Source organism: Pseudomonas sp., assembly GCF_050739935.1.
Classification (GTDB): domain Bacteria; phylum Pseudomonadota; class Gammaproteobacteria; order Pseudomonadales; family Pseudomonadaceae; genus Aquipseudomonas.
The window spans coordinates 1-13,613 of sequence record NZ_JBOICF010000018.1 but is presented as its reverse complement, the minus strand read 5'-3'; the positions used below and the strand labels follow the sequence as shown (position 1 = coordinate 13,613).

Annotated in this window: 15 protein-coding genes; 8 read left to right on the top strand and 7 right to left on the bottom strand. The window is 58.0% G+C overall.

The window, feature by feature from the left end; genetic code table 11:
• Positions 1 to 153: 153 nt before the first annotated feature.
• Complete coding sequence (gene tyrS, locus ACRER8_RS02320) at positions 154 to 1,353, bottom strand: tyrosine--tRNA ligase (RefSeq protein WP_431744748.1); 1,200 nt, start codon at positions 1,351 to 1,353, stop codon at positions 154 to 156.
• A gap of 212 nt (positions 1,354 to 1,565) precedes the next feature.
• Here tyrS and ACRER8_RS02315 point away from each other — a divergent pair, with 212 nt between their 5' ends.
• Both ACRER8_RS02315 and ACRER8_RS02310 read left to right on the top strand, forming a co-directional pair.
• Positions 1,566 to 3,014, top strand: a complete 1,449-nt coding sequence (locus tag ACRER8_RS02315) for a peptidoglycan DD-metalloendopeptidase family protein (RefSeq protein WP_431744747.1) — start codon at positions 1,566 to 1,568, stop codon at positions 3,012 to 3,014.
• Positions 3,015 to 3,017: 3 nt separating this feature from the next.
• Positions 3,018 to 4,109, top strand: coding sequence for an anhydro-N-acetylmuramic acid kinase (locus ACRER8_RS02310; protein ID WP_431744746.1), 1,092 nt, complete (start codon positions 3,018 to 3,020; stop codon positions 4,107 to 4,109).
• Between the two features lie 66 nt (positions 4,110 to 4,175).
• On the opposite strand, the gene erpA is transcribed toward ACRER8_RS02310, so the two are convergent.
• Positions 4,176 to 4,526 (bottom strand): iron-sulfur cluster insertion protein ErpA, encoded by a 351-nt coding sequence (erpA, locus tag ACRER8_RS02305; protein ID WP_431744745.1) that lies wholly within the window; start codon positions 4,524 to 4,526, stop codon positions 4,176 to 4,178.
• A gap of 172 nt (positions 4,527 to 4,698) precedes the next feature.
• Positions 4,699 to 5,733 (bottom strand): N-acetyl-gamma-glutamyl-phosphate reductase, encoded by a 1,035-nt coding sequence (argC, locus tag ACRER8_RS02300; RefSeq protein ID WP_431744744.1) that lies wholly within the window; start codon positions 5,731 to 5,733, stop codon positions 4,699 to 4,701.
• 134 nt (positions 5,734 to 5,867) lie between these two features.
• Here argC and hemJ point away from each other — a divergent pair, with 134 nt between their 5' ends.
• The 5 genes from hemJ (at position 5,868) to coq7 (ending at position 9,298) form a co-directional block, all read left to right on the top strand.
• The gene (hemJ, locus tag ACRER8_RS02295; protein ID WP_431744743.1) at positions 5,868 to 6,293 is read left to right on the top strand and encodes a protoporphyrinogen oxidase HemJ; all 426 of its coding nucleotides are present in this window, start codon (positions 5,868 to 5,870) and stop codon (positions 6,291 to 6,293) included.
• 46 nt (positions 6,294 to 6,339) lie between these two features.
• Positions 6,340 to 7,263: a DUF805 domain-containing protein gene (locus tag ACRER8_RS02290; protein WP_431744742.1), complete on the top strand. Its 924-nt coding sequence runs from the start codon at positions 6,340 to 6,342 to the stop codon at positions 7,261 to 7,263.
• Between the two features lie 56 nt (positions 7,264 to 7,319).
• Entirely contained in the window at positions 7,320 to 8,105 is a 786-nt protein-coding gene (locus tag ACRER8_RS02285) for an SDR family NAD(P)-dependent oxidoreductase (RefSeq protein WP_431744741.1), read from the top strand.
• A gap of 87 nt (positions 8,106 to 8,192) precedes the next feature.
• Positions 8,193 to 8,531: a histidine triad nucleotide-binding protein gene (locus ACRER8_RS02280; RefSeq protein WP_431744740.1), complete on the top strand. Its 339-nt coding sequence runs from the start codon at positions 8,193 to 8,195 to the stop codon at positions 8,529 to 8,531.
• A gap of 119 nt (positions 8,532 to 8,650) precedes the next feature.
• Positions 8,651 to 9,298, top strand: a complete 648-nt coding sequence (coq7, locus tag ACRER8_RS02275; RefSeq protein ID WP_431744739.1) for a 2-polyprenyl-3-methyl-6-methoxy-1,4-benzoquinone monooxygenase — start codon at positions 8,651 to 8,653, stop codon at positions 9,296 to 9,298.
• A 245-nt stretch (positions 9,299 to 9,543) separates the two neighbouring features.
• Here the strand turns inward: coq7 and ACRER8_RS02270 are convergent, their stop codons facing one another.
• Positions 9,544 to 9,966, bottom strand: coding sequence for an OsmC family protein (locus tag ACRER8_RS02270; RefSeq protein WP_431744738.1), 423 nt, complete (start codon positions 9,964 to 9,966; stop codon positions 9,544 to 9,546).
• Positions 9,967 to 10,173: 207 nt separating this feature from the next.
• Here ACRER8_RS02270 and crp point away from each other — a divergent pair, with 207 nt between their 5' ends.
• Positions 10,174 to 10,818 carry a cAMP-activated global transcriptional regulator CRP gene (gene crp / locus ACRER8_RS02265; RefSeq protein ID WP_431744737.1) on the top strand — a complete coding sequence of 215 codons (645 nt, stop codon included), beginning with the start codon at positions 10,174 to 10,176 and terminating at the stop codon, positions 10,816 to 10,818.
• A gap of 6 nt (positions 10,819 to 10,824) precedes the next feature.
• Here the strand turns inward: crp and ACRER8_RS02260 are convergent, their stop codons facing one another.
• The 3 genes from ACRER8_RS02260 to trpD form a co-directional block, all read right to left on the bottom strand.
• Positions 10,825 to 11,514 carry a lipoate--protein ligase family protein gene (locus ACRER8_RS02260; protein ID WP_431744736.1) on the bottom strand — a complete coding sequence of 230 codons (690 nt, stop codon included), beginning with the start codon at positions 11,512 to 11,514 and terminating at the stop codon, positions 10,825 to 10,827.
• 184 nt (positions 11,515 to 11,698) lie between these two features.
• A complete protein-coding gene (gene trpC, locus ACRER8_RS02255) occupies positions 11,699 to 12,535 on the bottom strand; it encodes an indole-3-glycerol phosphate synthase TrpC (RefSeq protein WP_431744735.1) in 837 nt (278 codons plus the stop codon).
• A complete protein-coding gene (gene trpD, locus ACRER8_RS02250) occupies positions 12,532 to 13,581 on the bottom strand; it encodes an anthranilate phosphoribosyltransferase (protein ID WP_431744734.1) in 1,050 nt (349 codons plus the stop codon). Before trpD ends, trpC begins: the two co-directional genes overlap by 4 nt.
• Between the last annotated feature and the right edge of the window lie 32 nt (positions 13,582 to 13,613).

Genomic DNA, 13,613 nt, shown 5'->3' with positions numbered 1-13,613 from the left:
ACCGCTGCCGATCCAGGCATCTGAATCTAAGCTCTTCCTCGCTGCTTACTTCGTCCAACTCTTTGATTATCAAGGAGTTTTCCGTTTCGTCTGCGCCGGAAGTGGGGCGAATTATAGAGAGATTCAGCGGGGCGTCAAGCACTTATTTAGACTTTATTCCAAATTCAAAGTGATACGGCCGAAAGCCTTCTTCCCAGCCTGGCAAACGTGGGTCGCGCCAATCTTGAAGATGAAACTGCGATCAACTACTTCGCCATCTATACGCACACCGCCGGAAGCCAGCAGGTCACGTGCGACCGCAGAGTTCTTGACCAGGCCTGCCTTATTAAGGACAGCAGCGATCGGCATGTCTTCAGCACCCGACACAGATAGCTCCGGCAGATCTTCAGGCAGCTCACCATCCTTCATGCGGTTCCCCGCAGAACGGTGCGCCGTCGCCGCAGCCTCTTCGCCATGAAAACGCGCAACGATTTCTTCGGCCAGCTTGATCTTGATATCACGCGGATTCGCACCCGCCTCGCAATCAGCCTTGAAGGCGTTAATTTCTTCCATGGAGCGGAAGCTCAGCAGCTCGAAGTAACGCCACATCAGCGCGTCAGGAATGGAAACCAGCTTGCTGTACATGATCCCTGGCGCTTCCTGGATACCCACATAGTTACCCAGCGACTTGGACATCTTCTTGACGCCGTCCAGTCCCTCGAGCAACGGCATGGTCAGCACGCACTGCGCCTCCTGACCATAAGCACGCTGCAGTTCGCGCCCCATCAGCAGGTTGAATTTCTGGTCGGTACCGCCCAACTCGACATCGGCGCGCAATGCGACCGAGTCATAGCCCTGGACCAGCGGATACAGGAACTCATGAATGGCAATGGATTGATTGGACTTGTAGCGCTTGTCGAAGTCATCGCGCTCGAGCATGCGCGCAACGGTGTACTGGGAGGACAGGCGGATGAAATCGGCAGGACTCAACTGATCCATCCAGGTGGAGTTGAATGCCACCTCGGTCTTAGACGGATCGAGAATCTTGAACACCTGAGCCTTATAGGTCTCGGCATAGTCGAGGACCTGCTCACGGGTCAGCGGCGGACGAGTGGCGCTTTTGCCGCTCGGATCGCCGATCATTCCGGTGAAGTCGCCGATCAGGAAGATCACCTGATGACCCAGCTCCTGGAATTGACGAAGCTTATTAATAAGCACCGTGTGCCCCAGATGCAGGTCAGGCGCCGTAGGGTCGAAACCGGCCTTGATGCGCAATGGCTGACCACGCTTAAGCTTCGCGACCAGTTCGGACTCGACCAGGAGTTCATCTGCGCCACGCTTGATCAGCGCTAACTGCTCTTCAACCGACTTCATTTCAGCCCCGCAATGCCTTATTTCAAAGGGAAACAACCATACAAGATCGCCGACCAAATACAAGTTCCGGCAACAGAAGGCCATCGAATCAGGGAACGATCCGAACGCAGACTTGCCTCGGGCAGGATTTGGTTATATTTTATTCAGTTATTTCATCTTCATCATGTCATTCATCTTTTCCATTTCATCTTTTTTCAAAGTCAAAATTACCTATGAACGACACTCCGCCTAAAGCGCCTCCGCTTTATCCGAAGAGCCACCTGCTCGCTGCCAGCGGTATCGCAGCCCTTTTGAGCCTGGCTCTTCTGGTTTTTCCATCCAGTGATGTCGAAGCCAAAAAAACCAACCTTAGCCTTGAGCTGGAAACTCCGGTCGACCAACTCAAGCAACAGGAAGACGCTCAAGAACAGCCTCAGGCCACAGAATCCCCCACAAATTCTCCATTCGCACAGATCGACAACAGCACTGACGAGCCTGAAGACACCGCCGAAACCGCACCCGCGGCCACATCTGAAAAGGCTGCACCTCAACAGGAAGTCGCCAGCGCCGCCAAGACCCCGACTCACAGAGAAGTCGTGGTTTCCAAGGGCGACACGCTTTCTACGCTGTTCGAGAAGGTCGGGCTCCCAGCGGCCGCCGTTCATGAAGTGATTGCCAGCGACAAGCAGGCCAAGCAATTCAGCCACTTGAAAAACGGCCAGATCCTTCAATTCGAGCTTTCACCCGAGGGCAAGCTCAAGCAATTGCACAGCAAGCTCACCGATCTGGAAAGCATCAGCCTCTCCAGAACCGACAAGGGTTACACGTTCACCCGCGACGTGAGCAAACCAAACGTACGCACAGCCTATGTCCACGGAGTGATCAGTAACTCACTGTCGCAATCGGCGCAGCGCGCAGGCCTGAGCCACAGCATGACCATGGACATGGCCAATATCTTCGGCTACGACGTGGACTTCGCTCAGGACATCCGCAAGGGTGACGAATTCGACGTGATCTACGAGCAGAAAGTGGTCAATGGCAAGACTGTCGGCACCGGCAACATTCTATCCGCCCGCTTCACCAACCGCGGCAAGACATACACCGCCGTGCGTTATACCAACAAACAAGGCAACACCAATTACTACACCGCCGACGGCAACAGCATGCGCAAAGCGTTCATCCGCACCCCAGTGGAATACGCCCGCATCAGCTCGCTGTTCTCGATGGGTCGCAAACATCCGATCCTGAACAAGATCCGCGCTCACAAAGGCATCGACTATGCTGCACCTCGCGGCACGCCGATCAAGGCCACGGGCGATGGCAAGGTTATCCTGGCCGGCCGCCGTGGGGGCTATGGCAACACTGTGATCATCCAGCACGGCGAAACCTACCGCACGCTGTATGGCCACATGCAAGGTTTTGCCAAAGGCATTCAAAACGGTTCCAGCGTCAAGCAAGGCCAAGTCATCGGCTATATTGGAACAACCGGCCTTTCGACAGGTCCGCATGTACATTACGAGTTCCAGGTAAATGGCGTTCACGTTGACCCGCTGGGTCAGAAGCTGCCGATGGCAGACCCGATCGCCAAGTCCGAAAAACAGCGGTTCATGCAGGAAAGCCAACCTTTGATGGCACGCATGGACCAGGAAAAGGCCACCATGCTGGCCTCGAGTAAGCGCTGACCTATGAATTTATATGTAGGTGTAATGTCTGGAAGCAGCCTTGACGGGCTCGACTTCGCACTCGTAGAACAGGATGACCGACCACGTCTGCGCGGCACCCACTACATCCCCATGCCCGACGACCTGCGCGCCGAGCTGCTGGGGCTTTGCGCCAGCGGCCCCGACGAGTTGGCCCGCGCCGGGATCGCCGAGCAGAAATGGGTGCGTCTAGCCGCTCAGGGCGTATTAGCACTCCTGGACAAGCACAACGTATTGGCGGGCGAAATTCGCGCCATTGGCAGCCATGGCCAGACCATCCGTCATGAACCATCGCGCGGCTTTACCGTGCAGATCGGCAACCCTGCCCTGCTTGCCGAATTGACCGGGATTACCGTCGTCAGCGACTTCCGCAAGCGTGACATCGCTGCGGGCGGCCAAGGCGCCCCGTTGGTGCCGGCGTTCCATGAAGCGCTGTTCGACGATAACAAGGACTACCGGGCAGTCCTTAATGTCGGCGGGTTCAGCAATCTCAGCCTGATCGAGATCGACAAGCCGGTTTCCGGGTTCGACTCCGGCCCTGGCAACGTTCTGCTCGACGCATGGATTCAAGCCCAGCGTGGCCTGAGCTACGACAAGGACGGCGCCTGGGGTGAAAGCGGTACGGTCAATCCTGCCTTGCTCAAGTCGATGCTCAGCGACCGTTTCTTCCAGACCAAGGGTCCGAAGAGTACAGGCCGTGAAGTGTTCAACCTCGGCTGGGTGCATCACCACATGTTCCAGCTGCCGACTTTGAAACCAGAAGATGTGCAGGCAACGCTGCTGGAAGTGACCGCGTTGAGCATTACCGAGTCATTGCAATCGGCTCAGGCGCAAACCAAGGAACTGCTGGTTTGCGGCGGCGGCGCTCACAATAAGGCATTGATGGCTCGTCTGGCTGCCCTGCTACCGAATACCAAGGTGTCCAGCACCGCAGAATTCGGCGTTGATCCCGATTGGGTAGAAGCGATGGCCTTCGCCTGGCTTGCGCACTGCGCCCTTGAGAGCGTTCCGGCCAACCGTCCCAGCGTCACTGGCGCGGCGGGCTTGCGCGTTCTGGGTGCTATTTACCCCGCGTAATCGTCAGCCAGAATGCAAAATGCCGCGCATATGCGCGGCATTTTTTTCTGGTTTACAACCAGAACTTCAGATCGAGAACGAGGAACCGCAACCGCAGGTAGTCGCGGCATTCGGGTTCTTGATCACGAAACGAGAGCCTTCCAGACCTTCCTGATAATCGATCTCTGCGCCTGCCAGATACTGGAAGCTCATAGGATCGACAACCAGACTTACCCCCTCGCGCTCGACAATGGTGTCATCGTCGGCCACATCTTCATCGAAGGTAAAACCATACTGGAAACCGGAACAGCCACCGCCTGTCACGAATACACGCAACTTCAGACGATCATTGCCCTCTTCGTCGACCAGGGTTTTCACTTTGTGCGCTGCACCGTGCGTGAATTCCAGAGCCGTAGGAGTGAAGGATTCAACGCTCATGCTCAATATCTCCCGGCGCTAAGCCGTCATAATGCGTAACGACGCGCATTATCCGCTTGTCCTAGTAAATCGGTCAACTATTCTGAAAGCAGCCATGAGTTGCGAGCGACAAGCTGCGAGTGAAAAGCACGTGATCGTGCTCGAAGCTTGCAACCTACCGCCCGACGCTGCTTTAAGGCAACAGAGCCGCGTGGGACAGGCCCAGACGCTCGTTCAGTTCGAACATGATGTTCATGTTCTGAACCGCTTGGCCCGATGCACCTTTGACCAGGTTGTCGATTACGGACAATACCACCACCAGATCGCCGCCCTGCGGACGGTGGACTGCGATGCGGCAGACATTGGCGCCGCGTACGCTCCGCGTCTCGGGATGGCTACCCGCAGGCATTACATCGACGAACGGCTCGTTGGCGTAACGCTCTTCGAACAGCGCCTGTAGATCAACCGACTTGTCGACCACGGTCGAATATAGGGTCGCGTGTATGCCGCGAATCATTGGCACCAGGTGCGGCACGAAGGTCAGGCCAACATCGCCATCCGCTGCACGACGCAGGCCCTGGCTGATTTCCGGCAAATGACGGTGCCCTTTTACTGCGTATGCCTTGAAGCTTTCACTGGTTTCGGAATATAGCGAACCAACACTAGCTCCACGGCCGGCGCCGCTGATGCCGGATTTGCAGTCAGCGATCAGACGCATCGGATCGGCCAAGCCAGCTTCAAGCAGCGGCAGAAAGCCCAGTTGCGTGGCCGTTGGATAGCAGCCCGGTACAGCGATCAGTCGAGCGCCTCTGATTTGCTCGCGGTTGACTTCGGGCAGCCCGTAAACCGCTTCAGTCAGCAGCTCCGGCGCGCCATGGGGCTGGTTGTACCAACTAGCCCACTCGATCGGGTCCTGAAGACGGAAATCAGCCGACAGGTCGATGACCTTGGTTCCCGCAGCCAGCAGTTCGCCTGCCAAGGCATGAGCGACGCCATGGGGGGTAGCGAAAAACACTACGTCACAGGCGCCCAGCACTTTCGCGTCCGGCACGCTGAACGCCAGGCCGTCGTAGTGGCCGCGCAGGTTCGGATACATGTCGGCCACTGGCAAACCTGCCTCGGAGCGCGAAGTGATCGCGACCACTTCAGCCTCTGGATGCTGTGCCAGAAGACGCAGCAACTCGACGCCGGTGTAACCCGTGCCACCGACGATACCGACCTTGACCATAACCTGCCCCTCAACGAAACCACTGGAAAGCCGCTGATAATATGAGTCCAGCGCCTGTGGGACAACCGTGAACGTGACGTACGGGCACACAAGCCACTACTATTTGCGCCACTGTGATCCTGGAAAAAACCAAAATGCTCTATCTATGGATAAAAGCGCTGCACATCGTTTCCATCGTCTGCTGGTTCGCCGGCCTGTTTTATCTCCCTCGCTTGTTCGTTTACCACGCCATGAGCGAAGACGCCGCAAGCCGTGAGCGATTCTGCACCATGGAGCGCAAGCTTTATCGCGCAATCATGGGGCCCGCTATGATCGCCACACTGGTTTTCGGCATCTGGCTGATTACACTCACCCCAGGATTTCTTCAGCAGGGCTGGATGCACGCCAAGCTGACGCTGGTGGTCATTCTCATCGGCTACCACCATATGTGTGGCGCGCAGGTCAAACGCTTTGCCCGTGGCGAAAACGGTCGTAGCCACGTGTTCTATCGCTGGTTCAACGAAATCCCTGTGTTGATCCTGCTGGCGATCGTCATTCTGGTGGTAGTCAAGCCGTTCTGACCTCAGCTTCAAGAGCCGCATCCAATCCAAGACAAGGAAGCCAAGCATGGCCGAGCACTTCAAGATCGTTTTCGAAGGACAGCTGCGAACGGGCGTGGACCTGGAAACCGCGCGGCTGAATCTCGCGCAGCTGTTCAAGAGTGAAGTGTCCGCAATGGACCGCCTGTTCACCGGCAAGCCATCGACTGTCAAACGCGGCCTGACCTGGGAAGATGCGCAACGGTACTTGAAAGCCCTGAACGACGCGGGGGTTGAAGCCCGGGTCGAGCCAGAACAACCGGTCGCCTGGACCCTTGAAGAGATCGAAGAACCTGCACCGGCCAGACCGGCGTCCGAACCTGCTGCGTCGCCTTATGCACCTCCACGAGCTTCGGTCGCCGACGACTGGCCAGCAGAGGCAGAGCTGAAGGTGTTCACCATTCAGGGTCGCATCGGCCGATTGCGTTACCTGGCCTGGACCATGGTTCTGAGCTTTGTGGCGATGCTGCTCGCGGCGCTGTGTTTGGGGGTCTTGAGCATGTCGCTGATTGCCGGTGGACTGCTTGGGACGGTGATGGTCGTTGCGTTTATCGTGGTCAGTATTCAAATGGGAGCGCAGCGCCTGCATGACGCAGGTTGGTCAGCCTGGCTGCTGCTTTTGAATCTGGTGCCGGTGGTTGGCGGTTTTTTCCCGCTCTTGATGATGGTCGTTCCCGGCAATGCCGGGCCTAACCGCTACGGTGCACCGCCGCCACAGAACAGCAGGTCGGTGAAGATCCTCGCGGCACTGTGGGTGGTCTTCCTTGCCCTGGTGTTCGTCGCTGCACTGATGGGCGGCGTACAGAAGGTCAAAGAGGAAGTCCGGGCCACGACCGGCGAGTACGAACAGACCCTGCCCTATGACGACGATTCTGACGACGCCGCGCAACCGGCCGTTCCTGTAGATCCTGCAGATGCAGGCGATTCATCCGACAACGACGAAGATCAATAACTGCTTGGCAGCAAGGACGCTGTCTCAACACCTGCAACAGCTCATTGGAGAACTGCATGACCCGATACGCCCTGGTCACAGGCGCATCCAGCGGCATTGGCTTGGCCATGGCCGAAGCCTTGGCCCGCCGTGGCCGCAATCTTATTCTGGTATCCCGACATCGGGACCTGCTGGAAAGTATCGCGATCGAATTTACCCAACGTTTCGGCGTCGAGGTGCTTTTCCGAGCCTGTGATCTGGGTGAGCCTCTGCGCCTGTCGGGTTTTCTGCTGGAGCTGGAAGAAGGCGAGCGGCAGATCGACATGCTGGTCAACTGCGCCGGTATCGGCAACAGTGGGCCGTTTCTCGCTCAGGAATGGGCGCAGGAGCAGGACCTGCTGGACCTGAACGTCCTGGCGCTGACCCGCCTGTGCCATACCGTTGGTAATCTGATGGCCGTACACGGCGGCGGTCAAATCCTCAACGTCGCCTCGATCATGGGCTTCCAGCCCGGCCCCTGGATGAGCACTTACGCGGCGAGCAAGGCGTTCGTGCTGCACTTTTCCGAGGGGCTGCGCGAGGAGCTGAAAAAGACCGGGGTGAAGATTTCGGTGCTGTGTCCCGGCCCGACGAGAACATCATTCTTCCAAACTGCACAGCTCAATGCGGATAAATTCACCGACGAGAAGACCATGACCGCCGAGGAGGTCGCGTTGTATACCGTGCGCGCCCTGGACAGGAACCGTGCAGTCATCATCCCAGGCTGGCGGAATCGCTTCCTGATTCGGCTTCCGCGCGTTGCTGGCCGCTGGATTACGCGCAAAATCTGGGGCTCGATCCTCAGGTCACGCACGTCGGCCTGATACGCCGTCGGCTAATAAACGGCTGGGCGTGGCTCGAGACGCTCAGTACACTCGGCCCACCACCCTCGAAAACGGAGCAACAAGGTTGTGGAGACTCTGTTCACCAAGATCATCAACCGGGAAATTCCAGCCAAGATCATCTATGAAGATGACCAAGTGCTGGCCTTTCACGATATCGCCCCCCAGGCGCCGGTCCACTTTCTGGTTATCCCGAAAAAGCCGATCCGCACCCTGAACGATGTGACGGAAGAAGACAAAGGCCTGCTGGGTCATCTCATCTTCACGGCGCAGCGTCTGGCTAAGGAGCTAGGTTGCGAGGAAGGCTTCCGGGTGGTCATGAACACCAATGAGAAAGGCGGGCAGACCGTCTATCACATTCATATGCATGTACTGGGCAAGCGCCAAATGACCTGGCCGCCGGGCTGAGTCCGGTTCAACTTACACCCGCCGAGCGTCTATCACGGGCTTCGGCGGGCTGACGCAAGACAAGCCTCGTCACATTGATTGAGGTAGACTGGCCGCCGTGGATTTATCCGGAGGTGCCCATGGCTACCGAACGTCACTACTCCCCTATCGATCGTTTCCTTCTGCAAGCCGATGCCGCGATGAAAACGCTGCTGCCGGCCAGCGCGCATTCGCACCGCCCCTCGCCTGCCATCGTTCAACCTGACACCAAGATGAGCGAGACCGACACCAAACACGTCGCAGGACTCATGCGCATCAACCATACAGGCGAGGTCTGTGCCCAAGCGCTGTATCAGGGCCAGGCCCTGACCGCCAAGCTGCCGCATGTGCGCAAGGCCATGGAGCATGCCGCCGAGGAAGAAATCGACCATCTGGTGTGGTGCGAGCAACGCATTCATCAGCTCGGCAGCCATACCAGCGTGCTCAACCCGCTGTTCTACGGCATGTCGTTCGGCATTGGCGCGGTTGCCGGCCTGATCAGCGACAGGGTCAGCCTGGGTTTTGTCGCCGCCACGGAAGATCAGGTCTGCAAGCACCTGAACGAGCATCTGGAACAACTGCCGATCGAGGATGAGAAGTCCCGGGCGATTCTGGAACAGATGCGGACCGACGAAGAGCAGCACGCCGAAGGTGCCATTCAGGCAGGCGGCTTCCGCTTCCCGGCGCCAGTCAAGTTCGGCATGAGCGTACTGGCCAAGGTCATGACCAAGAGCACGTATCGGATTTGATAGGCGATTTGGCGTGCTAACTGTGGGAGCGAATTCATTCGCGAAAAAGATCAGGCAAAGGGGATGCGTCGCGTGCACGGGCCTCTCGTGAAAGATTCACTCCCACAGGTTTTGCGTACAGTCGCAGCATCTCAAGGGGATGAATATTGTCCTTGTGAGCGAGCTCTCTCCCACAGAGCCTCAGGTTGCTGCTGAGAACAGATATAAGAAAGGCGCCTAGATGGCGCCTTTTTTTGTTTGCAGAATCAACCCAGCTCGATGATTTCGTAATCGTGGGTGATTTCAACGCCAGCATTACCCAGCATGATCGATGCCGAGCAGTATTTTTCGGCCGACAGCTCGATGGCGCGCTTGACCTGGGTCTCCTTCAGCCCGCGGCCCTTGACCACGAAGTGCAGGTGGATCTTGGTGAACACCTTGGGGTCTTCGCTGGCGCGCTCGGCTTCCAGGAAGGCTTCGCAGCTTTCGATCGGCTGGCGCGCTTTCTTCAGAATGCTGACCACATCGAAGTTGCTGCAACCGCCCAGGCCGATCAGCACCATCTCCATCGGGCGCACACCCAGGTTGCGGCCTCCGCTCTCGGGCGGCCCGTCCATCACGACAACGTGACCGCTGCCCGACTCGCCGAGGAACATGGCTTCACCCGCCCACTGAATACGCGCTTTCATCCCCAGGACTCCAATGCTTGAAAAAAGGCGGCCAGCTTAGCACAGGGTCGCGATGTCACTGGGTGGACCGAAAAGCGCAAGAAGCGATAGAAATGTAGGAAATATCTGAAAAAATGGCGAATTGCCGCTGCCTGGCTGTGATAAATCGGAAATACTGCCGATACCTATAGGAATGCCCCAGGGCGCAGCTTTTTACGGGATACACCCATGGTTGCCATGACCCCACCGAACAAAGTGAAACTGGTCGACAAACTTCTCCCTCACGCACAAAGAAAACGCTGCGCTGCCAAGAGCAACATCATTTGCGCGGGCGAGCAATCCGATTCGCTGTACCTGATCATCAAGGGTTCGGTCACGATTCTGATCGAAGACACCGACGGCCGCGAGATGATCGTCGCCTACCTCAACAGTGGTGATTTCTTTGGCGAACTGGGGCTGTTCCAGCAAGCGAGCACTGGCTCAGAGCGCAGTGCCTGGGTTCGCGCCAAGACCGAGTGCGAAGTGGCCGAGATCAGCTACACCAAATTCCGCGAACTGAGTCAGCATGATCCCGAGTTGATGTACGCGATGGGTGGCCAGATCGCCGAACGGCTGCGCAATACCACGCGCAAGGTAGGCGATCTGGCATTTCTTGACGTGACGGGAAGGGTGGCCCGGAGCCTTTTGGACCTGTGTAAGCAGCCAGACGCCATGACTCACCCCGATGGCATGCAGATCAAGATCACCCGTCAGGAAATCGGCCGGATCGTGGGGTGTTCGCGGGAAATGGTCGGGCGCGTACTCAAATCGCTGGAGGAACAGAAGCTGGTTCACGTGCGCGGCAAGACCATGGTGGTGTTCGGCACGCGCTGACGGCGATTACAACCGGGCGAATACTTCGGCGTAACGCTCGCCCAGGCGCTCGAGAAAATCCCCTGCGACGAATAACTCATGCAGCGCGATGTGGCTCTCGGCGCGGCAACGCTGCTCAACCTCGCACATCTCATTGAAGCGGTTAACGGCATTGACCATGGCGACCCGCTCGTTATCCAGCAGCATCGCGCCATGGGCCAAGACCACCGGTCGTTTTCCGCCCTGACTCTGGCGCCAGCGCTGAGCAGTGCCGACCATCTTTCGTCCATCGAGATTGACGTTGAAACGCCCGTCGCAGAATGCCCCTTCAACTTCACCCAATGAAGCGGCGCCACCCAACTCGCTCAAGACATCAAGCATCGGCTGACACAAACGCAGGTAGGCTTTTTCGATGCGGTCGCGATCAAGATCGGACTTGGGTTGCACATAGACCAGGGCGATGTTCACGGTGGCGGGCGATTGGGGAACCGGCTCGCCGCCGCTTTCACGCAGCAGCACCGGCCAGCCCATGTCGGCCAAGGTCTCACTGGCTTCCGTGAAACCCGCAAGACGACTGAGGCGGCGCGGCATGACCAGCGCGTGATCGCTGGGCCGCCAGAACAGCAGCCCGTAATCGGCATCCCCGGCACAGACCGAGGCCAACAGATCCTGCTCGGCCTTGAGGCCGGCTTCGACGCAGATGTCGATGACGCTCATGCAAAATCCCTCAGGTCGAAGATGCCTGTTATCGGATGCACTCGCGGCCGCGAATCAATCTGTGGCTGTGGGAGCGAGTTCACACGCGAATCGGTCGTACATTCGATAGAAATGCACCGGATGTAAGGACCCTTCGCGAATAAATTCGCTCTCACAGTTTGGGGCCGTGAACATCCAGATTCAGTCAATCAAGGCTACTGGATTTGATGGCGGTGCCCTTCTCCGGGAAGAACAGCCGCTGCAATTCCACGCCCGGCTTCTCGGCGCGCATGAACGCTTCGCCGACCAGAAAGGAATACACCTCGTTGATTTCCATCAGCTCGACATCGGCACGGTTGAGAATGCCGCTTTCGGTAATCACCAGACGATCGCGAGGAACACGCGGCAGCAGGTCCAGCGTCGTTTCCAGACTTACCTCGAAGGTATGCAGGTTACGGTTATTGATGCCGACCAATGGCGTATCGAGGGTCTTCAGTGCGCGCTCCAGCTCATCGCCGTCGTGCACTTCGACCAGCACATCCAGCTTGTTGGCTTTGGCGACGGCGGCCAGTTCGGCCATTTGCACATCGTCCAACGCCGAAACGATCAGCAGGATGCAATCGGCGCCCAGCGCGCGGGCTTCGACAACCTGATAAGGGTCGATCATGAAGTCCTTGCGGATGACCGGCAGCTTGCATGCGCCACGGGCTTCTTTCAGATAGGCATCGGCGCCCTGGAAGAAGTCGATGTCGGTCAGCACCGACAGGCAAGTCGCGCCGCCCGCTTCGTAACTCTTGGCAATTTCAGCAGGCTGGAAATTCTCGCGAATCACGCCCTTGCTCGGCGAAGCCTTCTTGATCTCGGCAATGACCGCCGGCTGCTTGCGCTTGGCCTGCTCTATCAAGGCATTGGCAAAACCACGAGGCGCATCGGCGGTAGCGACCAGGGTTTCCAGCTCGGACAAGCTGACGCTGGCGCGACGCGCCGCGACCTCTTCGGCCTTACGGGCCAGAATCTTTTCCAGTACCGTCGGCACACTCATCCTTCGTTCTCCTGTTTGAATACCGCAGTAAAGGCGCCCAACTCTTCCAGCTTCTCCCGGGCGAGGCCGGTATGCAGCGCGTCGTGGGCCAGTTCCACGCCCTCTTTCAACGAAGAGGCATGGTCTGCAGCATAGAGCGCAGCGCCCGCGTTGAGCACAATCATTTCCGCAGCCTTCTGACCGTTCTCGGTCTTACGGCGGCCCAGCGCATCGCGAATCAGCTCAAGAGACTGCTGCGGACTGTCGACCACCAGACCGAACAGGCTCTGGCTCTTCATGCCCAGATCTTCCGGCTGTACCCAGTATTCGGTGACTTCGCCGTTCTTCAGTTCAGCGACAAAAGTAGGCGCGGCCAGGCTGAACTCGTCCAGACCATCCTGAGAGTGAACCACCAGCACATGTTTGCTGCCCAGGCGAAGCAGAACTTCAGCCAGCGGACGGCACAAGGCCTGACTGAATACGCCCACTACCTGATGCTTCACGCCCGCTGGGTTGGTCAGCGGGCCGAGCATGTTGAACAGCGTACGCAGGCCCAGGTCCTTGCGCGGACCTGCAGCGTGTTTCATCGCCTGATGATGGGATTGGGCGAACATGAAACCGATGCCGACGCTATCGATGCAGCGCGCCGCTTGCACCGGTGTCAGGTTCAGATAGACACCCGCCGCTTCCAGCAGGTCGGCACTGCCGCTTTTCCCCGAGACAGCACGGTTGCCGTGCTTGGCCACCGTGCAACCAGCCGCGGAGATGACCAGCGAGGCAGCCGTGGACACGTTGAAGATGTTCGCGCCGTCGCCGCCGGTACCGACGATATCGACCACTCGATCCAGGGTTTTGAGTTCAACCTGGTCCGCCAGCTCACGCATGACCGAGACTGCGCCGACGATTTCGTCGATGGTCTCGCTTTTCATGCGCATGCCCATCAGGAATGCGCCGATCTGCGCTTGGGTACATTGGCCAGTCATGATTTCGCGCATGACGTCGCGCATTTCGTCGGTGCTCAGGTCCAGTTGATTCACGACCCGGCCCAGCGCCGTCTTGATATCCATTGTCATATCGAAATGCCCTTAGCCCTGACGAG